This is a genomic window from Litchfieldia alkalitelluris (assembly GCF_002153425.1).
Taxonomy (GTDB): Bacteria; Bacillota; Bacilli; order Bacillales; family Salisediminibacteriaceae; genus Evansella; species Evansella alkalicola.
Map to the genome: position 1 here is coordinate 3,370,382 of NZ_KZ119600.1, position 24,823 is coordinate 3,395,204.

At 36.8% G+C, this 24,823-nt stretch carries 25 protein-coding genes; 6 read left to right on the forward strand and 19 right to left on the reverse strand.

Annotation, left to right across the window (positions count from 1 at the left end; translation table 11 throughout):
- Positions 1–168 precede the first annotated feature (168 nt).
- From BW724_RS16280 to BW724_RS16290, 3 genes are read left to right on the forward strand one after another with little or no spacing between them, the layout of a single operon-like run.
- A complete protein-coding gene (locus BW724_RS16280) occupies positions 169–801 on the forward strand; it encodes a GNAT family N-acetyltransferase (protein WP_088076232.1) in 633 nt (210 codons plus the stop codon).
- A 27-nt stretch (positions 802–828) separates the two neighbouring features.
- A complete protein-coding gene (locus BW724_RS16285) occupies positions 829–1,470 on the forward strand; it encodes an acetoin utilization AcuB family protein (RefSeq protein ID WP_088076233.1) in 642 nt (213 codons plus the stop codon).
- Entirely contained in the window at positions 1,467–2,648 is a 1,182-nt protein-coding gene (locus tag BW724_RS16290; RefSeq protein WP_088076234.1) for an acetoin utilization protein AcuC, read from the forward strand. The genes BW724_RS16285 and BW724_RS16290 overlap by 4 nt, the downstream gene beginning before the upstream one ends.
- Before the next feature lie 78 nt (positions 2,649–2,726).
- On the opposite strand, the gene BW724_RS16295 is transcribed toward BW724_RS16290, so the two are convergent.
- From BW724_RS16295 to BW724_RS16315, 5 genes are all read right to left on the reverse strand, one after another.
- Positions 2,727–3,428, reverse strand: a complete 702-nt coding sequence (locus BW724_RS16295; protein ID WP_088076235.1) for a 5'-methylthioadenosine/adenosylhomocysteine nucleosidase — start codon at positions 3,426–3,428, stop codon at positions 2,727–2,729.
- Between the two features lie 93 nt (positions 3,429–3,521).
- Positions 3,522–4,295, reverse strand: coding sequence for a flagellar motor protein MotS (motS, locus tag BW724_RS16300; RefSeq protein ID WP_088076236.1), 774 nt, complete (start codon positions 4,293–4,295; stop codon positions 3,522–3,524).
- Positions 4,288–5,094 (reverse strand): flagellar motor protein MotP, encoded by an 807-nt coding sequence (gene motP / locus BW724_RS16305; protein ID WP_088076237.1) that lies wholly within the window; start codon positions 5,092–5,094, stop codon positions 4,288–4,290. Before motP ends, motS begins: the two co-directional genes overlap by 8 nt.
- A 73-nt stretch (positions 5,095–5,167) precedes the next feature.
- Positions 5,168–6,172: a catabolite control protein A gene (gene ccpA / locus BW724_RS16310; protein ID WP_088076238.1), complete on the reverse strand. Its 1,005-nt coding sequence runs from the start codon at positions 6,170–6,172 to the stop codon at positions 5,168–5,170.
- Between the two features lie 323 nt (positions 6,173–6,495).
- Entirely contained in the window at positions 6,496–7,593 is a 1,098-nt protein-coding gene (locus BW724_RS16315; protein WP_088076239.1) for a bifunctional 3-deoxy-7-phosphoheptulonate synthase/chorismate mutase, read from the reverse strand.
- Positions 7,594–7,892: 299 nt separating this feature from the next.
- On the opposite strand from BW724_RS16315, the gene BW724_RS16320 reads away from it, so the two are divergent.
- Positions 7,893–10,055 carry a cell division protein FtsA gene (locus BW724_RS16320; RefSeq protein WP_088076240.1) on the forward strand — a complete coding sequence of 721 codons (2,163 nt, stop codon included), beginning with the start codon at positions 7,893–7,895 and terminating at the stop codon, positions 10,053–10,055.
- A 191-nt stretch (positions 10,056–10,246) separates the two neighbouring features.
- Here the strand turns inward: BW724_RS16320 and ytxJ are convergent, their stop codons facing one another.
- The 3 genes from ytxJ to BW724_RS16335 all read right to left on the reverse strand — a co-directional run bounded on the left by ytxJ (position 10,247) and on the right by BW724_RS16335 (position 11,583).
- Positions 10,247–10,573 carry a bacillithiol system redox-active protein YtxJ gene (gene ytxJ, locus BW724_RS16325; RefSeq protein ID WP_088076241.1) on the reverse strand — a complete coding sequence of 109 codons (327 nt, stop codon included), beginning with the start codon at positions 10,571–10,573 and terminating at the stop codon, positions 10,247–10,249.
- A gap of 102 nt (positions 10,574–10,675) precedes the next feature.
- Positions 10,676–11,119 carry a YtxH domain-containing protein gene (locus tag BW724_RS16330; RefSeq protein WP_088076242.1) on the reverse strand — a complete coding sequence of 148 codons (444 nt, stop codon included), beginning with the start codon at positions 11,117–11,119 and terminating at the stop codon, positions 10,676–10,678.
- 14 nt (positions 11,120–11,133) lie between these two features.
- A complete protein-coding gene (locus BW724_RS16335) occupies positions 11,134–11,583 on the reverse strand; it encodes a DUF948 domain-containing protein (RefSeq protein ID WP_088076243.1) in 450 nt (149 codons plus the stop codon).
- A gap of 237 nt (positions 11,584–11,820) precedes the next feature.
- On the opposite strand from BW724_RS16335, the gene BW724_RS16340 reads away from it, so the two are divergent.
- Entirely contained in the window at positions 11,821–12,936 is a 1,116-nt protein-coding gene (locus tag BW724_RS16340; protein WP_088076244.1) for an aminopeptidase, read from the forward strand.
- A gap of 61 nt (positions 12,937–12,997) precedes the next feature.
- Here the strand turns inward: BW724_RS16340 and murC are convergent, their stop codons facing one another.
- The 9 genes from murC to BW724_RS16390 all read right to left on the reverse strand — a co-directional run bounded on the left by murC (position 12,998) and on the right by BW724_RS16390 (position 22,376).
- Positions 12,998–14,299: a UDP-N-acetylmuramate--L-alanine ligase gene (gene murC / locus BW724_RS16345; protein WP_088076245.1), complete on the reverse strand. Its 1,302-nt coding sequence runs from the start codon at positions 14,297–14,299 to the stop codon at positions 12,998–13,000.
- Positions 14,300–14,482: 183 nt separating this feature from the next.
- Entirely contained in the window at positions 14,483–15,154 is a 672-nt protein-coding gene (locus BW724_RS16350) for a hypothetical protein (protein ID WP_088076246.1), read from the reverse strand.
- A 255-nt stretch (positions 15,155–15,409) separates the two neighbouring features.
- Positions 15,410–16,516: a nicotinate phosphoribosyltransferase gene (locus BW724_RS16360; RefSeq protein ID WP_088076247.1), complete on the reverse strand. Its 1,107-nt coding sequence runs from the start codon at positions 16,514–16,516 to the stop codon at positions 15,410–15,412.
- Positions 16,517–16,566: 50 nt separating this feature from the next.
- The gene (locus BW724_RS16365; protein WP_088076248.1) at positions 16,567–16,755 is read right to left on the reverse strand and encodes a hypothetical protein; all 189 of its coding nucleotides are present in this window, start codon (positions 16,753–16,755) and stop codon (positions 16,567–16,569) included.
- 205 nt (positions 16,756–16,960) lie between these two features.
- Positions 16,961–19,147 (reverse strand): DNA translocase FtsK, encoded by a 2,187-nt coding sequence (locus BW724_RS16370; protein WP_417891422.1) that lies wholly within the window; start codon positions 19,145–19,147, stop codon positions 16,961–16,963.
- Positions 19,148–19,445: 298 nt separating this feature from the next.
- Positions 19,446–20,255 carry a DUF1444 domain-containing protein gene (locus BW724_RS16375; protein WP_088076249.1) on the reverse strand — a complete coding sequence of 270 codons (810 nt, stop codon included), beginning with the start codon at positions 20,253–20,255 and terminating at the stop codon, positions 19,446–19,448.
- 184 nt (positions 20,256–20,439) lie between these two features.
- Positions 20,440–20,760, reverse strand: coding sequence for a thioredoxin family protein (locus BW724_RS16380; RefSeq protein WP_088076250.1), 321 nt, complete (start codon positions 20,758–20,760; stop codon positions 20,440–20,442).
- 12 nt (positions 20,761–20,772) lie between these two features.
- Complete coding sequence (locus tag BW724_RS16385) at positions 20,773–21,792, reverse strand: PTS sugar transporter subunit IIC (RefSeq protein WP_088076251.1); 1,020 nt, start codon at positions 21,790–21,792, stop codon at positions 20,773–20,775.
- Between the two features lie 77 nt (positions 21,793–21,869).
- On the reverse strand, positions 21,870–22,376 hold the full coding sequence (locus BW724_RS16390) for a hypothetical protein (RefSeq protein WP_088076252.1): 507 nt from the start codon (positions 22,374–22,376) through the stop codon (positions 21,870–21,872).
- Positions 22,377–22,537: 161 nt separating this feature from the next.
- On the opposite strand from BW724_RS16390, the gene BW724_RS16395 reads away from it, so the two are divergent.
- Positions 22,538–22,981, forward strand: a complete 444-nt coding sequence (locus BW724_RS16395) for a YtoQ family protein (RefSeq protein ID WP_088076253.1) — start codon at positions 22,538–22,540, stop codon at positions 22,979–22,981.
- Positions 22,982–23,006: 25 nt separating this feature from the next.
- Here BW724_RS16395 and BW724_RS16400 read toward each other — a convergent pair whose 3' ends face one another.
- Together BW724_RS16400 and BW724_RS16405 are read right to left on the reverse strand one after the other, a co-directional pair.
- Positions 23,007–23,549, reverse strand: coding sequence for a DUF84 family protein (locus BW724_RS16400; protein ID WP_176371438.1), 543 nt, complete (start codon positions 23,547–23,549; stop codon positions 23,007–23,009).
- A 64-nt stretch (positions 23,550–23,613) separates the two neighbouring features.
- Positions 23,614–24,687 (reverse strand): M42 family metallopeptidase, encoded by a 1,074-nt coding sequence (locus tag BW724_RS16405; protein ID WP_088076254.1) that lies wholly within the window; start codon positions 24,685–24,687, stop codon positions 23,614–23,616.
- Positions 24,688–24,823 lie beyond the last annotated feature (136 nt).

The following is a 24,823-nucleotide window of genomic DNA, read 5'->3' on the forward strand; positions in this document are numbered from 1 at the left end:
GGCTGTTTATACAGATCACAAGAGTGGTAAGTGGTCTGTATGGAGTAGCCTCTTTTTTTATATAAGCGGTTGATAAATCAGAATATTATACTAATTTTATATCAAATATTTTCAAAGTTATGATATAGTAATAGAAACGAGGATATTGACCGAAAAGGTGGCGTGGCCATGAAGCATAAAAAAACTTTTCATTCAATTGAACTAGAGAAAAACGGAAGAAAGTTTGTTATCGAAGGTCCTGTATCTAAAGAAACTTTTGCTAGCTGTGAATTTGATTCTGGGTTAGTTGCTTTTCGTCCGCCAGAACAGCAGCATAAAGCTTTAATAAAAGTTGCGGAATTACCAGAGAGTAGAATTATAATTGCACGCGAGGAAAATAAAATAGTTGGCTATGCTATTTTACTTTACCCAGACGAATTAGAACGTTGGTCAGAGGTAAATATAGACAACTTATTAGAACTTGGTGCAATCGAGGTTTCAGCAAACTATCGAGGATTTAAACTAGCAAAAAATTTACTAAAAGTTTCTATGATGGACGATGCAGTAGAAGATTATATTATTATAACAACAGAGTATTATTGGCATTGGGATTTAAGAGGAACTGGTTTATCCATATGGGAGTACAGGGATGTCATGGCAAAAGTGATGGAATCTGGTGGCTTAGAATGGTATGCAACAGATGATCCTGAGATATGTTCCCATCCTGCTAATTGCTTAATGGCGAGAATAGGCAAGCGTGTATCCCCTGAAGCAATTCACGAATTTAATCGTGTTAGATTTAAACATAAATACATGTTGTAAAGATAGTGGGAAAGGAGAGAAGATACATTGAGACTAAACGAGATAATGATTAAAGATGTAATCACGTCAACTCCTGGAACAACAATTAAAACTGCTTTAACAATAATGGAGGAAAAGCGAATTCGCCATCTTCCCATTGTAAACGAATTGGATGAAATAATTGGTATTGTATCTGATCGAGACTTAAGAGATGCAAGTCCATCTAGATTTGAAAAAGACTGTAACCAACATTTAGAGAAGCCCATAAAAAACGTCATGATCACTGATGTTTTAACTGCATTCCCTAATGATTTTGTAGAAGAAGCCTCAAACATTATGACGGAAAACCAAATAAGCTGTCTTCCTATCGAAGATGACGGTAAACTAATTGGAATTATAACAGAAACCGATCTTTTACATACCCTTGTCAAATTAACTGGTGCAGATTTACCTTCCTCTAGGCTCGAGGTTGAAGTAGATAACAAGAGTGGAATGCTAGCAAGTGTTGCTCAAATTATAAAAGAACATCATTTAAATATTCATAGCGCCCTTGTGTATCCAAGCTTCAAGGATGATAAAAAGGTTCTTGTTTTCCGTATACAAGCAATGAATATCAGGCCAGTTACTGAAGCTATTAAAAAGCAAGGTTACAAAGTGGTTTGGCCAACTAATTTGGAGATGAAGGTATGAAAAAAGACGCTGCCTATATTTTCTCACCAGAACAGCTAACATACAAATTTAGTGAGGAGCACCCATTTAATCAAAAAAGACTACTATTAACTCATGATTTATTGCATAAGGTTTCGGCATTAGATAGTAATCAAATCTTCCCTGCAAGAAAAGCCACAGATGAAGAGCTAAAGCTAGTTCATGATAAAGACTATGTAGAAGCGGTAAAAAAAGCTAGCGAAGGCTATAACCCATCATCATATAAGACAACCTATGGCATCGGCACTGATGATACACCATCATTTTTGAAAATGCATGATGCAGCAGCTTGGCTTGTTGGAGGCACACTCGCAGCAGTAGATCTTGTTTTTGAGCACGGATATAAACACGCTCTAAATTTAGGCGGCGGACTCCACCATGGGTTTCGGGGAAAAGCCTCTGGATTTTGTGTATATAATGATAGTTCCATTGCAATTGAATATATGAGACGAAAATACAAAGCAAAAGTACTGTACGTAGATACAGATGCCCATCATGGAGACGGTGTACAATGGGCTTTTTATAATGATCCGAACGTCTGTACACTTTCTCTTCATGAAAGTGGTCGTTTTTTATTTCCTGGTACAGGTCACGTAAACGAAAGAGGACATGGTGAAGGGAGTGGATATTCTTTCAATGTACCTTTGGAAGCCTTTACAGAGGACGATTCGTTTCTAGAATCCTATGAAAAAAGTTTTCGTGAGGTGGTAGAGTACTTTCGTCCAGATGTAATAATTACCCAAAATGGCGCAGATGCCCACTACTATGATCCACTGACCCATTTATGCGGGACAATGAAAACCTATCACTATATTCCTAAGTTAGCTCACGAACTTGCTCATCAATATTGTGAAGGAAGATGGATTGCTGTCGGAGGTGGTGGTTATGACATTTGGAGAGTAGTTCCAAGAGCTTGGGCTGCTATTTGGCTTGAAATGACTGGAAAAACCTCCGTGACGAAAAATCCTATCCCTGAAAGCTGGTTGCAACGATGGAGTAAAGAAGCACCAGTTGATCTTCCCATTCATTGGTATGATGAGGAGAACTTTTATCCTGAAATACCACGGAAACAGGAAATTACTAAAAAGAATGAACGCACCGTATTAAAGTCATTAAAACCTATTTATGATACAGAAAATGAAAATAAAATGCAGTTGTAAAAGATAAGCGTAAACTGCTTGGTCAATATGCTGGGATATTATTCGTTTAAATAAACAAATAATGTCCCAGCATATTTTCTATAATTTCATTAAAAGTCGTTCAACTATTTGAGCGGACGTTTTTGCTGTTTTTTCCACAAACTCTTCAAAGCTCTTTGGTGCTTCTCCATTGGCCTTGTCTGATATTGACCGGATAATGACGAATGGAATGGAGTTGAAATATGCAATATGAGCAACTGCAGCTCCTTCCATTTCCACACAGTCCCCATTAAATTGTTCACCCAGTTCTCTAACGATACCTTTATCAGCAATGAATTGATCACCACTAACAATTTTTCCTTTAATTACTTTTAAATCTCCATCAAGTGTCTCACTTGCAGCTTGGTAAGCTTTCTCAATAAGATCCTGATCTGCCTCAAAGTCAGATGGTCCATCATGCATTGGTATACTTCCACGCTCAAAACCTAAGGCGCTTGCATCGATATCATGTTGCTGACTGCTTGTAGAAATAACAACATCTTCCACATTTAAGTTTTCATTGATAGCACCTGCAACGCCAGTAAATATAAGGGAATCAACTTTAAACTTGTCTATCATCATTTGAGCTGTCATAGCTGCATTGACTTTCCCTACCCCACATTTACTAATGACAACATCATGGTTATTCCATGTACCAGTATAAAAGGTTACAAGGCCTACTCCATTAGTTTCTAAGCTCTCCATTTTCTCTTGGAAGTAACTGATTTCTTCCTTCATCGCACCTATAATTCCTATCTTCATTTTACTCACCTTCCTCAGTAGTCTGAAATTTGAACATTATCCTTTTTTCATAGGTAAAAAAATAAATCTCCGGAGATTCCCCCCGGAAATTTTTTAGTATAAATCCCCATCTTCATAGGTGGGGTCTGATATTACAATGACAACACGTCTGTTTTTTTGTAAGTTCTCTTCACTCGTGTTAGGGGCAACAGGTCTAGTATCACCATAACCTACTGATATAAATCTTCCTGGATCCAAATCATTATAGTCTATTAAATATCTAATAACACTACTTGCTCTAGCACCAGATAATTCCCAGTTAGAAGGGAATTGAAAAGTATTAATTGGTCTACTATCCGTATGTCCCTCTACTCTAACGACGTTGGGGATTGTTTCCAGCAAGGTTGCAACTTTATCTAGAAAGCTCGTAGCACCATCAAGAATAACAGCTCTTCCGCTTTCAAATAAAATTTGCTCCTGTAAAACAAGCACGACGCCACGGTCATCACGGGAAGCAGAAATAAAGTCTAATAAATCATGCTCATGTAAGAAATTTAGGACTTCCATCAACAGTTCATCTAACTGCTGATTTATTTCTTCTTGCTCAAACTCAAGATAGTTTTCAAATGGATCAATGTCCTTTTCAAATGGGTCATCTTTAATATCGCGATCTTCAGCAGGATTATCAAAAGGAATTAGGGATGGATAGGAATCAAAGGCTGCCCTTTCTTGAAAGGATTCCGCAATAGCACGGAACTTGGATGCGTCCACTACAGACATAGAAAACAAAAGAATAAAAAATACTAAAATTAATGTCATCATGTCAGAAAATGTAACCATCCATTTTGGACTACCCTTTTGCTCCTGTTGCTGCCGTCTTCTAATCATTTAGCTCCTCTTCCTCCCCTCGTTCCTCTTCTTTACGATGGTTTGGTAAGAATGCACTTAATTTTTCTTGCAATATTTTAGGATTTTGACCAGATTGTACACCAATAACCCCTTCAACTACAATTTGTTTTACAAATATTTCCTCTTCTGTACTCATAGCAAGCTTACTAGCCATAGGGATAAATACTAGATTTGCTAATAAAGTCCCATATAATGTTGTTAGTAAGGCTACAGCCATATTAGGACCTAGTGTTGCTGGATCATTTAAGTTTTGTAGCATTAGTACAAGTCCTACCAAGGTACCGATCATCCCCCAGGCAGGAGCATATTCACCTGCTTTTTCAATGATAAGACGACCTTTACGATGTCTCTCCTCCATTGCGACTACTTCAGCCATCATTATATCCTTAATTACTTCTGGCTCAATCCCGTCTACAGCTAGCATAACACCTTTTTCTATAAACGGGTCTTCCACATCTTCAATTCCTGCCTCTAGTGCAAGGAGGCCTTCACGCCTTGCTTTTGTAGATAAATCAACAAACTTATCGATTAATTCTCTTAAATTACTCTCTCTCGTTTGAAAAGTCTCCTTAATAACCTTAGGAAGTAGCCTAAGGTCTTGTATAGAAAAGTTTATTAATATTGCAGCTGTAAGACCTCCAAGTACAATCAATAATGATGTCACTTGAAAGAAAGACTGAAAGCTCCCAGTACCAGCGGCATTTGTGTATATTGCTAACATAACCATGGTTAAACCAATGAAAATTCCAATGGGTGTCAATAAATCTAGTTTTTTCATAATCCTCTCCCTAACCCAGCAACAAAGATGTTATTAACCCATTAGATGAATCAAATCATACAATCTAATTTTCCTATTCGCCCTTTGTTGACTGTCTAAATTCTATACGGTGCGGTAATAGTACAACCTTATCGCTAACCTCTTCTTTATTCATATATTTAGTTAGTAACCTCATGGAAACTGCACCTAAGTCATACATAGGTTGTACCACACTAGTTAACGTAGGTCTGACCATTGTTGCTAATCGTGTGTTATCAAATCCAATGACTTCAAAATCCTCTGGTACAGAATAACCTGCATCTTGCGCACCATGAATAACACCAAGTGCCATTTCATCTGTTGATGCAAAAACTGCAGTCGGTTTAGTTTCAAGTTTTAAAAGAGTTTCCATCGCTTCTAATCCTGAATCATATGTATAGTCCCCAATAACAACATAATCATCATTTATCTCCAAATCCGCTTCCAATAGAGCACGTTTATACCCTGCAAATTTTTGATATCCATTAATTGGATCTTCTAATGTACCTGAAAGCATCGCTACTGCAGTATGTCCTTTATCAATCAGTGCTTTCGTAGCATCATAAGACGCTTGTTCATAATCAATATTTACAGAAGGAAACTCTTTTTTATCATCCACTGTTGCGGATAAAACGATAGGAACTGGAGACTTTCTAAATGTGTCTTCATGATCTTTTGTGATTTCCCCACCCATGAACACTATTCCGTCCACTTGTTTTTCAAGTAGTGTGTTAATTAAATGTATTTCCTTTTCCTTGTTTTGATCAGAGTTACACAAAATAATGTTATATTTATACATCGTTGCGATATCCTCAATACCTCTTGCCAATTCAGAAAAGAAAATACTCGAAATATCTGGAATGACCACTCCTACTGTTGTCGTTTTTTTGCTTGCAAGACCTCTAGCTACTGCATTTGGTCGATAACCTAATCTTTCGATAGCTTCTAAAACTCTTTTCCTTGTTGTTGGTTTGACATTAGGGTTCCCGTTAACAACTCGTGAAACGGTCGCCATGGAGACCCCTGCCTCTCTAGCAACATCATAAATGGTTATATTCATTTTTTTACCTCCTATATATTACATAAATTGGCTTTCATACTTTCATAATGTAATGTTATGATACGATACTTTAAGGAGGGGTGCAAATTCTTTATTTATATCGACACATTACATCACATTCTTTAGTCCAATTTCATTTCTAACTGCATTTTTTGTTGAATTATATATTTGTTACTTCTTCATCAAAATTTGTAAAATAATTCTTTTCTTTTTAGAATAACTCATATAATCTTTGACTATTCTAAAAAACCCCAAAATATTTAAGAATTAATTGCCTGACAGTAGCAGACAATTTTTCCTAAAAATATTTTGAGGTCATTGGATTATTTATTTGCGATTGAAACTTCCTTTTGATATAAGCCAGAATCAATTAACTGAGATATAAACTCGTGGAACTGTGGAATATCCATCTGTTGTGCTGAATCTGACAAGGCCACCGCTGGATCTGGATGAACTTCAGCCATGACACCGTCTGCTCCAATAGCAAGTGCTGCTTTCGCTGTTGGCAATAACAAGTCTCTTCGACCAGTAGAGTGTGTAACATCAACCCAAACAGGTAAATGAGTTTCTTGCTTTAGGATCGGTACCGCAGAAATATCTAATGTATTCCTTGTTGCCTTTTCGTACGTTCTAATTCCTCTTTCACAAAGCATGATATCCCCGTTTCCTTTTGAATGAATATACTCAGCAGCATTGATAAATTCTTCTATAGTAGCCGCTAATCCACGCTTTAGTAAAACAGGCTTTTTCACACTTCCTGCAGCCTTTAGTAATTCAAAGTTTTGCATGTTCCTAGCACCTATCTGTATGACATCTACATAATCTACTGCCATTTCGATATCGTGTGGTGATACTATTTCACTTATCACAGCTAAATCGTACTTTGCTCCAACCTCTTTTAAAATCTTTAAGCCTTCTTCTCCTAACCCTTGAAAATCATAAGGGGACGTTCGTGGTTTAAATGCACCACCCCTAAGGAACTTAATTCCATGGAATTTCAGTGCTTTTGCAACCTCTTCCACTTGTTCATAGCTTTCCACTGAACAAGGACCTGCAATGAGACGCTGTCTTCCATTACCTACTTTTTCTCCTTTAATAGAAACAACGGTATCTTCAGGATGTTTCTTTCTTGAAACTAAAAGCGCTTTGCGGTGATCATCTTCTTGCAACTCAAGACTGGCCTTAAATATTTGCTTAAAGATATGCTGTAAAGTAGATGTTTCAAATGGTCCTTTATTTTTTTCAGCAATTAAATCCAGCATTTTTCGTTCCCTGACTGGATCAAATTTATTAACTCCCTGTGCACTTTTTACTTTCCCAATCTCTTTAACAAGACTTGCCCGTTCGTTAATAAGGTCCATCAACTTCAAATTAACGTCATCCAACTGACCCCTCAGTTGTTCCAGTTGTTCGTTTCCCATAAAAAATAACTCCTCCCATTAGAACCCGAATAATTAATAATAATATTATCATGTTAATTACGGACTATTATATACGATCAAAGTAATAATGTCACGGATTTTTCTTTATTAATTAAACGCTTTTAAGTGCTAAAGTGAATTCCACCTCTATCTCTTGGGGTAATTCGATTATTTCTGACATATACCAACACACGTCTTTTATAGTTATGTATAATAGAATAAAGTAAGAAAAGCACAAGCTTTAGATTTTTTCACGGTAGCAAATAAATAAATTCTCTTTTAAAAGAGGTGCAGAATAAATGGATAATCAAAATGGTCAAGCTATATTTGCCTTAGATATTGGGACAAGATCCGTTGTAGGACTTATTTTACATAAACATGATGGAAAATATCACGTTATTGATATGGTCCGTGAAGAACATCAGGAACGTTCCATGCTAGATGGGCAAATTCATAATGTAGTAGCTGTATCAAACGTTATTAAAACTATTAAAGATAAACTAGCTCTTAAGCATGGGCCTTTAGAAAAGGTCTGCGTAGCTGCTGCTGGCCGTTCCTTAAAAACTCAGCGTGCAACTGCTGAAGTAGATATTAAAGGTAATCCTATACTAGAACACCAATCAGTTCTTCATCTTGAATTAAGCGCGGTACAAAATGCCCAATTTTCATTAGCTCAGTTACGAGATTCCGATAAGTCTTCTACCGACTATTGCGTAGGTTACTCTGTAATGGACTATCGCATTGATGGCGAAACGATAGGTAGTCTTATCGATCAACAAGGGGAAAAGGCTACCGTTGAAGTCATTGCTACTTTTTTACCTAGAATAGTAGTTGAATCCTTAATTACTGCACTTCAACGAGCAGAATTAGAACTGGAAGCATTAACATTAGAACCTATCGCTGCTATTCATGTACTTATTCCCCCTTCTATGAGACGTCTAAATGTAGCACTTGTAGACATCGGAGCTGGCACATCAGATATAGCTATAACGAATTTAGGGACTGTAGTGGCCTATGGTATGGTGCCATTTGCTGGTGATGAAATAACCGAGGCAATCAGTGACCATTTCTTATTGGATTTTCCTGATGCAGAACACTTAAAGCGAGAAATCTCTACAAAGGAACAGGTCACAATCACTGATATTTTAGGATTCGAAACGGAGTACAGTCAAGATGATGTAGTTGAGCCAGTGGAAGACGCCATTGATGAATTAGCTAAAAAAATTAGTGAGGAAATAATTAATTTAAATGGAAAATTTCCTAAGGCTGTGATGCTAGTTGGTGGAGGCAGTATGACACCTAAATTACCTGAAAAGGTAGCTGCTCACCTGGAACTGCCTAGTAATCGCGTAGCAATACGGGGCATTGACGCTATTAAAGGGCTCGTTTTTGATACTGAATTAGAATCAACTCCCGAACTAGTCACACCGATAGGAATTGCAATAGCAGCAAAGGAAAGTCCCGTGCAGTATATAAGTATTTCAGTTAATGACAGACCTGTTAGGTTATTTGATATTAAGGACTTAACGGTGGGGGATGGGCTCCTTACTAGTGGGCTTGAACTATCTAAGCTATATGGAAAACCTGGAATGGGATTACTAGTGACGGTTAACGGCCGCGTGGTATCATTGCCTGGAAAACATGGAACACCACCTGCTCTTACGAAAAACGGACAAGTCACTGAATTAGATGATTTCATTGCACATGGTGATGTACTAAGTGTTTCTAGTGGGAAAAATGGGGAAGATGCATCAGCCACTATTGGAGACTTCTTTAAAGACTACAATAAACCATTGTCATTCACCATTACGTATAATGGGGTAACCCATCAAGTAAACCCTATCATTACTTTAAATGGACGTGGTGCTACTTTAGAAACAGAAGTTCAGGATAGGGATAAGATTGAATTATTTATGCCTGAGACATTACAAGACGTATTACATTCCTTAAATATTAGTATTCAGGAAGTAAGCAGTAGACCACTGAACATCTACATTGATGGAACTAAAACTAGTAGCGAGGTAATTACTAACAGTTTATTAGTGAATGGAAATACTGCCCTTCCTTCGACACCAATTAATCCTGGTGATGTTATTAAATATAAGGCAGTCAATGTTAAGGCCATTCTTTTAAAGGATGTCCTACCTCAAAATATGGAATTAACGAGAGAAATAACTGTCATCTTTAACCACAAAAAGGTGAACTTAAAAAAGGCTTTCATTGATGTTTATAGGCGAAACGAGAAGCTATCCATGGATTCCCACGTTTTTGATGGAGATGAATTAAAGACGGTAAAAAAAGAGGTAGAGCCTTTTATATTCCAAGATGTGTTTGCTGTAGTGGATATTGAAAGACCTAGCTTACCTAGTAAGAAACCAGTAATTTTAAGAAACGAACAAGGGACCACATTCTCAGAAGTGATTCATCATGGGGACCATTTAGAATTAAAGTGGATAGATTAGAAGAGAACTGGCTGGAAAAAGAGGTTGGGGTATAACATATATGCCCTGCTCCAAAATAAAAACACTTATAGCTGAAGAAATATACAAAGACGCCTGCAGGAAACTAACTAGCGACGTCGGATATATTTCTTCAGCTATTCATTTAAAGGAATATAGGACTTTCTTTAGGATAACTTTTTATCCAATCTTCTTTACGTCCAATGTTGGCTTAAAGTTTGTTTTGTAACATTCCAATGCGAATCATGCCACCCTATCGTCCCATTATCAAATAGTAAAATTTGAGGTGATTCATGCTTCACTTCAAACGTTTCTGCAATGTAATTAGATAACGGTCTAGATTCTTGTACATTAAGGTAAAATACTGGTACTTCCTCATTATCAGTTGCATAATTTTCTACTTGTTTAAAAGCTTCATGGCTTATTGGACATGTAGTACTGTTTTTGAGTAAGAAAAATTTTGCGTTTGCCTCTATTACATTTTGAAATTCACTTTCGTTTTGAAGCTTCTTGATGCCCATTTTTATACAATCCCCTTTAAAATATTAGTTTATCATTTCATCGAATTCATTTTTATCGCAAGCCCCCCGACCTGATGGCCAAGGTGCTTGCGCTTTATCTAATTATTCCTTGTTTTTTTCCTTTTCTTCAACTTCTCTTACAAGTTCTTCTACTGATCGTTGAAGATCCTCAACTTCTTTTTTGACAGACGCAGCAATTTCCTCACTTATTCCTTCAAGATCATCCGTAAGGGAATCCGCTGATTCCGTTAACTCTGCCATATCCTTACGAACGGAACTTGCCAAATCTTTTACTTTCTCCAATAGGTGTGATGACTGATCTGATACAGAACGTGCAAAATTGGTTGTATTCTCTTTTGCTGTACTAGTCCAGTCGGCAGTTCGTTCCTTTGCAACCTTTGCCTGTTCATTAATATCATGACGTAGTTCTTTACCAGATTTCGGCGCAAATAATAGAGCTGCCGCCGCTCCTACAAAACCTCCAATTAACGAACCAATGAGAAAATCCTTCGTGTTCATACCGTTTTGATTTTCATGATCGCTCATTATAATTCCTCCCTTTATTTAGTATCTGTTTGGTCATCAGTTTTCTTTGTCTTATCTTTCTTATCTTTCCATTTAGCCCACAAATCAATAGCAGCACTTCCCCATTGTATAGCCTGTGCAACTTGCTCAGACTGTTGATTAGCTTTCTGAGATACCGTATTTGATAATACCTTTACAGAGCGATTCATTTGTTGTAGTGAATCCCCTAAATCTTTCGCTGCTATGAAAACTGAATCCAGCGATTCTGACTTACGCTTAAAATCTTCTAATAAGTGGTTTGACTTATGTATCAAATCTTTTGATTCTTTCGCAACCTCATTAACTTGGCCCTTTATGTTCAGAACTGTGTCCATTATATTTTCCTGCGTCTTTTTCATAGCAAATATTGTCTTAATTAAATAATACACCAAAATTACAAATGCAACAGCAATAACCCCTATACTAATGTATAATAAATTATCCATATAATACCTCCTCATTACTTATTTTACCTTTTCTGATACAAAAACATACTGTCTTACCCTCACATACACCTATCATAACATCATTCTACAATATCTTTAAAAATCCTCCTACCTTTTCACCTTCGAAAACTTTACTTAACAATCAAGGGCTAGTGCTAGTATAACGCACAAAATCTGTGTAAAATATATCTTGTACAATTATTCTTACGGAACAAAAAGAAAGGGGTATATCATATCATGAGAGATCCTCGTATTCAAACCTTGGCCCAAAACTTAATAAACTATTCTGTTAATCTACAAAAAGGTGAAAAAATCCTTATTGAGAATTTTGGCATTCAAAAAGAACTAGTAAGTGCTTTAGTAGAAGAAGCATATAAAGTAGGTGGACATCCATTTGTTTCCCTTAAAGATCATGAAATAAACCGATCATTACTACTTGGTGCTACTGAGGAACAGCAAAACTTAACTGCTGAGTTCGAAGCAACTGTGATGAAAGAAATGGATGCATACATAGGTTTACGTGCTGGTGATAACATTAATGAGCTATCTGATGTACCCGATGCTCAAATGGGCTTACATCAAAAAACAGTCGGTACAAAAGTACATCGAGAAATTCGTGTACCTAAAACAAAATGGGTTGTTCTCCGTTACCCAAGTTCGTCTATGGCCCAATTAGCAAAAATGAGTACAGCTGGTTTTGAAGATTTCTACTTCAATGTTTGTAATCTAGACTATAGTAAAATGGATCAAGCAATGGATGCATTAGTAGACAGAATGAACAAAACAGATAAAGTTCGAATTACTGGTGAGGGAACTGAAATAAGTTTTTCCATCAAAGATATTCCTGCCATCAAATGTGCTGGACGATTAAATATTCCTGATGGGGAAGTTTATACTGCACCTGTGAAGGACTCTATTAATGGTACTATTACTTACAACACATCTTCCCCATACCAGGGCTTTACATTTGAAAATATCCAGTTTACCTTCAAGGATGGTAAAATTGTGAAGGCTACATCAAATAATGACGAAAAGATCAATGCAATCCTTGATACGGACGAAGGAGCAAGATATATTGGAGAGTTTGCCATTGGCGTAAATCCATATATTTTACACCCAATGCAAGATATATTATTTGACGAGAAGATTGACGGAAGCTTCCACTTCACACCTGGACAAGCATATGAGAATGCCTATAATGGCAACGATTCTGCAATTCACTGGGATATCGTTAATATCCAACGTCCAGAATATGGCGGAGGAAATATTTATTTTGATGATGAATTAATTAGGGAAAACGGCAGATTTGTTGTTGATGATTTATTAATGTTAAACCCTGAAAATTTAAAATAAGGCTCAATACAACTTTGTTGAAATAATGATGAAAAGATAAAACTGATGGTCAAGTAGACCATCAGTTTTTTAATACTTTTTCATAGGCAGATTGGAATTTCTGTACATCTCCTGCCCCCATAAACAAAATGACGCTATTTTCATGTTCCTTAAGCTTAGAGATAGTGTCTTCCTGTATTAACTCCGCACCTGGAACCTTCTCAATTAAGTCTTGGATCGTTAGTTCACCAGGTTTCTCCCTAGCTGAGGAAAATATATCACATAAGTAAACATGATCTGCATTTTTCAAGCTATCTGCAAAATCATCTAAAAATGTTACCGTTCTTGAGAAAGTATGTGGTTGAAATACTGCAACAACTTCTTTATCCGAATACTTTTGTTTAGCAGATTCTATCGTTGCCCGAATTTCTGTTGGGTGATGGGCATAATCATCAATGAGAACTTGAGTTCCAATTGTTGTTTCACTAAATCTCCTTTTCACTCCCCCAAAGGTTTTTAGGCGAGCTTTAACAATTTCTACATCAATTTGTTCATAATGGCATAAAGCTATAACCCCTAATGCGTTTAAAACATGATGAGTTCCGTAGCCTGGAATGGAAAAGGTATCATAATACGAGTCCCTCACATACACTTCAAAATGTGTGCCATTCTCGTCAGTACTAATATTTTTCGCATGAAAATCATGGTCTTCACTTAATCCATAATACACGACAGGAACTTGTGCATTGATTCGTTGTAAATATTCGTCATCACCACAAGCAATAATAGCTTTCTTTACTTGCATTGCCATTTCCTGAAAGGCATCAAAAACATCGTCAACATTTTGGAAATAGTCTGGATGATCGAAGTCGATATTCGTCATGATAGCATAGTCTGGTTTATAGTTTAAAAAATGTCGACGGTACTCACATGCTTCAAACACAAAAAATTCACTATTCTCTTCTCCACGTCCAGTGCCGTCCCCAATAAGGTAAGATGTTGGTTTAGCTTCCTGTAATACATGTGCTAGTAAGCCTGTAGTAGAGGTTTTTCCGTGTGAACCTGTAATGGCAATACTCGTGAAATTTTGTATAAATTCACCAAGAAAACTTGGGTATTGATGAACAGGGATGTTTTTATCATTTGCCTCTTTAATTTCTTCATTTTCATTATTATATGCTGCTGAAGCGATCAAGGTTTGACCAACTTGAATATTTTCTTTCTGAAATGGAAGAAGGGGTATTCCTTTTCTCTCTAATGGTTTTTGCGTAAAGAAAACCTTATCCACGTCAGAGCCTTGGACATTATATTTCATATCGCTTAGTATTTGTGCAAGTGCACTCATTCCAGAACCTTTAATTCCGATAAAATGATAAATTGTCATTGGGAGAACCTCCAAAATCCATTGGTTCTGAGGGTACCATTTAAGGTCCACTCGAATCATTTAATAAAGTATATGCCTTAATTGTATAAATGCGCCTATCTAAATTCATACTTACCTATTATAGCAAAATCTAGATAAGTTACCAATGTACTCTTTCCTATCTTATAATACTTAACGTAATTCTTAAGTATTCTTATCTTTTCCTTTTTTATAACGTAAATAATCAATACCATTTTCTTTCATTTTCGTCCTATAATTCTTTGATTGTTTTAGCAGCATTACTTCCTGCAGAACTTCAGATTCCCTTTGTTTCATAATTGAAAAAGCAGGTCCAATTACTTTTTTTACCGAACCTACATTTAAAACCCTCATAAATACTAAATCACCTGCAGTAACCTCAGGACTAAATAAGAAGAATTTTGCCGTATCACTTGTAGAGCTAAAGTAGCTATTATACACTACTGTACTACCAGTGACTTCATCAATTTGCACTGGTTCCAATGACATTAGCATAAAAAATCCACTTAAATCTAACATGGACTTCGTTAAATCTCCTTTCTTTTCCCTAACAAATAAATCAAACATTCTTGAGCCAACTACAGTAATATAATCAAAGGCAAACCAATGCTCAAAATGTGCTCCAATGACATTGTCAGTTTCTATATCTAAAATGTCTATTTTGGTTTTATGTGAAAATAACTTTTTGGCACGAACTTTTTCACGTATATTAGTATGTTGTTCCATATACTCAAAAAAATGAGTATATAAATCAAATAAGCTCCGTTCTATGTGTGCCTGTTTTTCCTGTTTAACTTTTTCAAAGTCAATGAGAAAAAAGGATTGCTTTCTTTCCATGAAATTCCCCTTCTTTAGCAAACATATAAAAAAGCCGGGACGAAAGTGTTTTTAACATATGAAAAATTCGAACATTCGCTTCGGAAATACACTTCGCTTTCCATGGGCGGCTGGTGAGCCTCCTCGTGCTGCGCACTACGGGGTCTCACCCATGCCTTCAATCCCACCGGAGTCTACGTATATTTCCTTCGCTATAGTTATTATTGTTCGCTTTTTCAGTTAAAACACTTTAGCTATGTCCCAGCCTCTTTATAGTTAAGCTTGTAACTCAATTTTTTCTAAACGTGGATTTGGTCTATATTTTCTACCAGTTTTAGCCTGTGGTTTTCCATTAAGGAGTACATTATCACCAGTAAAACCAATATGAATTTTAAGCAGGCTACTACCGACACCATACATATCTACTGGAGCCTTCATTTCTTCGTATTGCTTAATTCTTTTTGCATCAAAACCACCTGAGGCAACAATCTTTACGTGTTGATAGCCTTCTTTATCCAATGCTTCACGTAATGCAAATAACAAAGTTGGATTTACACCACGGGGATCAAATGTGCCAAGCACTTCTGGATTCCGTGTGAAATATTCATCAATAAGATTTTTAGAAGTATCTACACGAACTCCCTTTAATTTATTTCCGAAAGCCTTTGCTACTTTCAGAGAATCGGTGATCACATCATTGTTGTAGTCTACAAGGGCTAATAAATCATCCTCTGGGAATGTTTCATAATAAGCTCTAGTAGCTTCCACCACATCTCCTTCAAACAGTTGGATTAATGCATGGGGCATTGTTCCCATTCCTTGCTTTCCCCACCATTCGTTCATCGCATGTGTTGCTTGGGCTTGGGATCCACCAATATATGCTGCATAACCATCTCCAGCCTGTTGAGTAAAGTGATCGTCACGATCTCCCATAAAAATGATCGGTTTTTCTATCCCTGATGTTTTCGCTGCTTTAACAACCTCATACACATTAGTAGCAACAGATGTTCTTCGAGCAAAAATACCGTCTATGACACCTTCCAAAAATCCAAAGCTTTGATAAGGTCCTTTAATGGTAAAAACAGTTTCAAAGGGTTGAATTTTGTCCCCATCTTTTAAGGAGTAGATTTCAAGTTCCTCTGGGTTTGTGGCAAAAGTGTTGATGAGTGCGATCACTTCGTCCGTGCCGCATAATACAGCGTGTTCTTTCTGAAAAAACTGCATTGTAACAATATTGTCTGGCTTATGTCTCTCTGCAATTTTTTTCGTTTTTAAAAAGTAAACAGCTGAGAACCAACCTTCTCCCACACGTTCATCAAATTTAAATGTTTTGTTCGTTAATCTTTTAATTTTCCCTTGTAACTTTAAACTTATTTCCTTCATTTACATAACTCCTTGATTTACTTTAACCAATGCACCACCAATTACATCATTTAGTGGTAAAATGGACTTTTTTGATGCTCTTGTATAACTGCTTCTACAATTTCTACTAAATCTTCTTCATCAACTTGCGCAATTCCATTTTTTAAGACTATCCATTGTGTTCTCTCTTCTTCTTTCAGTAGGTGAAGCCACTTCGGAGATACATATTGAACCAAATTTGCTAAAGGAATTTGTTGCATGTGAACACTCCCCCTATTCTTTTTGATTCTATTCTTATCTCAAGTGTTGCTGGTAAAGAATCTTGCGTCGTTCCTTACACTTTCTTTTATTACACCTAGCTGGAAAGCTGATGGGATCCCACACCCTAGATAAATATATACTGATGTGATAGTTATACCATATTTTATAAAAAAATGGGAACTCTGTGTAGGTAAAAATCTCCCTTTACCTTATTCTTTCGTTAATTTCTTCTTTTGTCAAATAAACTTCTCGAGGTTTACTACCTCTCGCTTCTGAAATGATACCTCTCATTTCCATTTCGTCTATCATTCTTGCTGCTCGATTATAGCCGATTCGGAAGTGACGCTGCAGTAAAGAAGCTGATGCAGCTTGATGTTCATAGACAAATTCACACGCTCTTTCAAAGAGTTCATCCTCTGCTTCTCCATCCACTTGTTGAAGCAGCGTCTCTTTTTCGAAAAGAAATGCTGGTTTATCAATTTTTTTCACATGAGACATCACTCTGTCTATCTCATCATCAGAAACAAAGGTCCCTTGAATACGTACTGGTTTACCTGACCCATTTTCTAAAAATAGCATATCACCTTTTCCAAGAAGCCGTTCTGCACCTCCACCATCCAAGATCGTCCTAGAATCAGCTTGGGCAGACACAGAAAATGCTATTCTTGTAGGTATGTTCGCTTTTATTAATCCTGTAATAACATCGACGGAAGGACGCTGTGTAGCAACTAAAAGATGAATGCCACAAGCTCTAGCCTTTTGAGCGATACGACAAATTGCTTCTTCCACATCATGCGGTGCAACCATCATTAAATCTGCTAATTCATCTACCACTACTACAATATATGGTAGAACTAGCTCCTTCTTCCCCTCTTCTTTCATCTTATGATTAAATCTTTTCAAATCTCTTGTTCCGTGCTCTGCAAATAATTCATACCTTCGTTCCATTTCTAGTACAGCCCATTTTAGTCCCTCTGTAGCCTCTTTTGGATCTGTAATAACAGGACAAGCCAGGTGTGGTATATCGTTATAAGGTGCTAACTCCACCACTTTCGGATCTATTAGTAATAGTCTAACCTCCTCTGGAGATGCTTTATATAACAAGCTTACCAAAATAGAGTTTACACAAACACTTTTACCAGACCCCGTTGCCCCGGCGATTAATCCATGGGGCATCTTCTGCAAGTCCGTTACTACAGGAGTTCCTGTTATGTCCATCCCTAATCCGACTGTCAACGGAGAACTTCCTTGTTGGAAGGAAGAATGACGTAGTGTTTCTCTTAATAACACTGGTTTAGGATCGTTATTAGGCACTTCTATCCCAATAGTATTTTTCCCAGGAATAGGTGCTTCAATTCTTATATCTTTGGCAGCTAGAGCAAGTTTAATATCATCTGATAGGTTCGTAATCTTACTGACCTTCACTCCTGGCTCAGGCTGAACCTCAAACCTTGTAACTGTTGGCCCCTCAGTTACATTAACGACATTTGCTCCTATATTAAAATAGCGAAAAGTCTCATCTAACTTATTAATTTGTTTTGTTAACCACTCTTTATCTGAACTATCATTCCTCGGAGGTATATCTAGTAAATGTAGGGTAGGATAAGCATAATTTTTTTCTTGCTCAACCCTTTTCTTGCTTTCTTTTATTCGATCTCGCTTAAACATCATAACGTTAAATGGTATATTGCTTCCTTCTACTACTTTTCTATCACTACTCGTACGACCTTCCTCTACTTTTCTAGTTTGAATTTCAAATGCTTTGACCTCTTCTGTTTGCTTGTCTTTCGTATTTATTGAAGAAGGTATCCTTTCAATAGGTGAGTTATCCACCGTATTTTTTTCGTTAACTATAGATAAAGGTTTGGTTATTTCATCATTTTCACTACCAAGCGCAACTGATTCTGTCTTTGTTTCATGTTCATCGTTGTCGTCTTCCATGTAATTAACTTGGAAGGCTCCTTCTTCTTTCTCTACAGGTTTTAATGTTTCAAGTATAGTAGCTTGTTCTTCCTTTATTTCTTCATTATTTTCATCATTATCATTTTTGATCCTATAGCCATATATGGGAGACGGACTCTTTTGATAGGAGAATTGCGTACCTTGAAAAAATTGTGTACGCTCTTCTGATTGTTTATTTTGATTAATATTCACTACCTTATCTGTTTTTATGGTAGGTTTGTCGGGCTCTAGCGTTTGTTTCTTCTCACTCTTCCTTTTCCTGTTTCTTTCAACTAACTCCCCTAACGGTTCATCATCTCTCACTGCAGGAAAAGGAAAGTTATTTGATTTTGGATATTGGTGAATTACTTTAGCTCCAACCATATTGTTATAAAGTTTATTTGAGTAAGTTGTACTCCTGTTTTGTTGTCTATTTGTTTGGTTTTCCATTTCATCTTTAGGAAAAATCCATTCTTTAAAATATGTATACATTCGTTTGAAACGATCCAATGATATCATCCTTTTTTATTTGCATTGATAAATTACTAGTTTCTTTTTATCCTTCATGTAGCAGTATATCAAATTATAATAGATATGTAGGAGGTTTTTTAAATAAAAAACCTGTTAAACTTTGATATAGATTTTTGATTTTGCTAACTTTGCCAATAGGAACTTACATTGTTGCAAAAATAAAAAATCGCCCATTTCCGTATCAAACCTAATTCATACGGAAGGAGCGATTATTTTACTATTTTTTTGTACTACCTTTCGGTTTTCTCTGTGCGAGAATAAATATAGGTTCTAGTTCCCCGTCTTTATATACGAAAGGAAGTGCTGTAATTGGAACACGACCTTCCGAGAAAAATTGAAACACCATTTGAGCTAGCACATCGAACCCTGTCTCGTTTTGAATATCAGCAAAAACAAGTACATCCTGGTGCGGTACAGCTACCGCAAGTTCCCCAGCAACTTTTTCATCCATCTCTTTTAGCAATGGTTCGTTTAGGATTCGGCTTGCATCATATCCATCATCTGTGTGTAGAAAATAAAATTTATTACCAGCTACTTCATCTACTTTTAGTTCATGTGAGAGAGATCTCACATTGAATAAAGCCATCTCTTTAATTTCCTTCAGGCTTATCCCTTCTGTAGAAAGGCTCTCTTCATCGATAAGAGAATAAGATGCACCACGGTCTACTGCGTAAAAAATCCTTGTTTCTGCAGTATGGTCACTATAGATTAATTTTTTCCCATCTTCCTTTTCTAGTGGGAAAGAAGTAGAGCGAACTACTGGATAAATATTCTTTTCATTCCCTTTAATTTCAATTGGCATCACGAGTAGCCTTAAACCTTCAGAGACAATTTGGACTGTATCCTTTAGGGCTTTTTCCTTATTCTCCTTAAATTTGTCCTTTATCGTTGAAAGTTGAATCGTTACCCCTTTGTTTACTCGCTTATCTATTACTTTCATGCTTTCATTATCTTTATCGTAAGAAGTCACCCAGTTTTCATTTTTAAGGGCTGATTCTAGTTCTCGTTTAATTTCGATTGGTTTCATTGCAATACCTCCTAATCTAATGCTATTTTACCATGTTACAATCTATCTACCAACGAACGTGCTTTAATCTTTATAAGCAAGCTGGTAGATTGCATATCAACAACTCTTATCACGAATTCAGGTAAAAGTTAAAAGAGCTGCTTACACAATTTTAGTGATTAGCAGCCCTTCTCGTATTCCACTTTTATTTACTTAAAGCATCGTTTAGGAACTTTTCTATTTCTTCCTTTGTTTTTCGATTCTTATCTACGTAACGATGAACCTCTTTTCCATTTTTATAAACAAGAAAGCTTGGTATCCCAAATATATCTAGATCCTGACATAATTCAATAAAATCATCGCGATTTACTTTATAAAAAGTTAATTCCTTGAATGAATCTTCCAAGTCTAGCAAATGTGGTTCAATAAAGACACAGTCTGGACACCATCCAGCTGTGAACATAAAAACACTTCCCTGTTCTTCCGTTGCTTGACGGAACTGCTCCTTCGATTCAATTTGCTTCATATTTATTTCCCCCTATGATTGTTCAATTTTCATATCTCCAAACTTAATCCAACCAATCTTTCTCATTCCTTCTGAGATTATCAGACTAAGGAGGGCAGGTGCAAGTATATGGAGAACCAAGATGGAAAATAGTACACTCCCATCACTCCCCATCGTCTCCACCGTCATAATCTGTCCTACCAACCCACTTGTTCCCATACCAGCTCCTGCAGCATTATTTTCCATGTGAAAAACTAATGTGGCAAATGGACCAAGAATGGCAGCAGTCAACGTTGGTGGAATAAGAATAACCGGTTTCTTCATTACGTTTGCAATTTGTAACATGGACGTCCCTAAACCGAGGGCTACTATACCTGACCACCTATTTTCCCTAAAGCTACTCGTCGCAAAGCCCATCATCTGTGCTGCACATCCTACTGTAGCTGCTCCAGCAGCCAAACCTTCTAGACCTAGCATGATTGCTATTGCAGCACTCGAAATTGGTGCAGTGAGAGCTAGTCCCATTAAAACAGCGACTAAAATCCCCATGATAAACGGTTGCTGAAGGGTAGCAAACATAATTAAATCACCAAAGCTCTCCACCCAATTGGCGATGATTGGTCCAATCATTGTAGCTGTCCCAACACCAGTAATAATTGTAACGAGTGGAGTAACAATAATATCTATTTTCGTTTCCTTTGACACGAGTTTTCCAATTTCAGTAGAAAGTAATGAAGCTATAAAACTTCCTGCTGGCCCACCTAACTCCGCTCCCGCGGCCCCACTGACGACTGCAGCAAATAAAACAAGTCTAGGTGCCTTAAGTCCATAAGCAACTGCCACACCTATTGCAGGCCCCATAAGTCCCATTGCCGTAGTTCCTATTGACTCCAGCAAATGGAAATAAGGAACAGGGATTGTTCTCCCGGCAGTTTGCATTATCAACCCTATGATTAATGATGAGAATAATCCCAATGCCATATAACTAAGCCCGGTCACAAAATATGTATGAAAAGATATACGGACTCCTTTTCTGTTCAGAAATTCCTTCACAATATCACCTACCATATTGGTTACAAAAAAGAGGTTGAGACAGTATTTGGTTATGTCTCAGCCCCTATGTTATTGCATTATTTTGTCACAGAATGTACGATATCAAACATCATTTCTGCAATATTATTGATGTTAGATAAGTCTGTAATCGTTGTAATTTTAACACCATCATACCCTACGACAATTGTAAACTCACCATCTGGCTGCTCAGTTACGACAAAATATCCAACTTCATCGCCATTTTTTTTCATTTCTAAAATGAATGGCTCTTCCTCAATCATTAGCTCTTCTAGTACATCTTCCCTATCACCATACTCTACAAAATCATTTAAAAACAATAAAAATATATGTCCATCTCTCTCCAATATGAGATTATAATCATCGATCTCATTGACTTTAGTATAACTAGGTACATACATAGCTAACTCATCTGTGATATATGTTTGTGGCTTTGGTTCTTGTGCCATTTTCTCAGCAAACGACTCTTGTGCTAATTCCAAAACCCTTTCTTCAGATACTGCACACGCAGTAAAGGTTAGAAATGATCCTACTATTAAAACAACAAATAATTTACTATATTTCATGTTCTTCTCCCTCCTACTTCCTAGGCCTTCTATCATATTACATGAATTATTTTGATTAATACAATACCTTTCTAGAAATGTCATTTATCTTTAATATTTTGTTTCTTTTTCATTTGTTGATCTTTGAGTTAAAATTAGTAGAGAAGAAAGGGGTGAATTACATGCTTACAGTATATTTAGCAGGTCAAATTCATGATGATTGGCGTAAACAATTTAAAGAAAAAGCATCGGCATTAGAGTTACCTTTAACATTTGTTGGTCCAATGGAAAACCATGATAGGTCTGATAATATTGGGGAAGAAATATTAGGTAAACAACCGAACCCAGTATTAAAAGATGAAGCAGCCTCCAAGTTCAATAATTTAAGAACACAGGTGTTACTTAACAAATCAGATGTGGTCATTGCACTCTTCGGAGAAAAGTATAAACAGTGGAACAGTGCCATGGATGCAGCAACAGCAATTGCATTACAGAAGCCACTAATACTGATTAGACCAGAATCTCTTCACCACCCACTTAAAGAAATATCAGAAAAAGCACAAGTCACTGTTGAAACAATGGATCAAGCGTTACAGGCTCTTGCTTATATTTTTGAGGACAATTAAAATAATAAAATTATTCGAGGGTGTCTCATTGTTTTTTTGTGGACACCCTTTCTTTTCTACGTTCATGGAACTTCCATTGTCCATAGAGAAGTTCCACTACATGCCTAAACATTTTAGCCCTATCTACTTCACCCATAGTTAATATTCCAATTGTGCCCTGACCTTTTCTTACATTCTCTGCATTAGCCCATTGGTCAATAACCAGGCCCAGTTCCTTTCCTAATCTTATTTCTTCTGCAAGATCATTTGGCAAAAATATTCTAGCTCCCCCTGCAGTATAGATATCCCCAGTATCAGTGGCTAGTGCCCCCCAATTACATAGTTGCATTCCTTCATCTGTATCCACTACACCACCTTCTAACCCTATAGCCATTGGCGCTTTCATATTTTTAACTAAATAAGTTGCGCGATTCTTTGCCCCTAGTCTCGTTTCATCATCCGAGAAGGGCTGGGCAGATACGGACGATGGAACATCCACTGGACATAAATGAACGGAATCAGGAAAAACTTGTTTCACAGCATTTATTTTTGCAGGATTTTTCGAGCCTATATATATTTTTGTTATCATCATTTATTCTCCTTTAAAGAAAAACCTCCCCAATAGTAAGGGGAGGACAGTTCAAAAGTTAGCTTTATACATTTTGGCGAATCACTTCTACCGTTTGTTTATCCGTCTTCCTTGCTAGAGTAGTGATCAATTCTTTAGCTGCTGCATAATCATCAACATGGATAATGGAAGCAGAAGTATGAATATAACGAGAACAAATTCCTATCACTGCTGATGGAACACCATTTCCGGACATGTGTACACGTCCAGCATCAGTTCCACCTTGAGAAATAAAGAATTGATATGGAATGTTATTAGATTCTGCCGTATCTAATATAAATTCTCGCATTCCACGATGCGTTACCATCGTTCGGTCAAAAATACGAAGTAAAGCTCCTTTTCCTAGATGACCAAATGCATCCTTTTCACCTGAAGCATCATTCGCAGGACTAGCATCCAAGGCATAGAAAATATCTGGTTGAATCATATTAGCTGCAACTTGTGCACCACGTAGGCCAACTTCTTCCTGTACAGTGGCACCAGAGTATAAGATATTAGGAGTTTTTTCATCTTTTAATTCCTTTAAAAGCTCGATAGACAATCCAACTCCATATCGGTTATCCCACGCTTTAGAGAGAAGTTTCTTTTCATTGGCCATTTTTTGCATCGGGCAAACAGGAACTATTTGTTGACCTGGCTTAATCCCGATTCTCTCTGCGTCCTCTTTATCATCTGCCCCGATATCTATGTACATATTTTTTATGTCCATTGGCTTTTTTCGTTTTGCTTCATCTAATAGATGTGGTGGAATAGAACCAATGACTCCAATAACAGGACCATTATCTGTCATAATTTGCAATCTTTGTGCTAATAAAACTTGGCTCCACCAGCCTCCTAATGTTTGAAAACGAATAAGTCCATTTTCCGTAATAGAAGTTACCATGAATCCAACTTCATCCATGTGGCCTGCGATCATTACCTTAGGGCCATTTTCATCTCCCTTTTTAACTCCAAACACGCCACCAAGTCTGTCTTGAACTATTTCATCACTATACTTTTTTAATTCCTCTTTAACAAAGGCTCTTACTTCATGCTCGAACCCTGGTGCTCCCGGTAATTGCGTTAATGTATTAAACATATCGAAAGTTTCTTTATTCATCAAATTCTCCTTTCAAGAATTAGTCTATGTATCATCTACTTATTTTACCGAAACATTTCTTATCTTTCCACTTTTTCGACTAACGAAATAATCTTCCTCATTTGTGAAGAAAAGATCTTTTTCTCCCTATTATCAT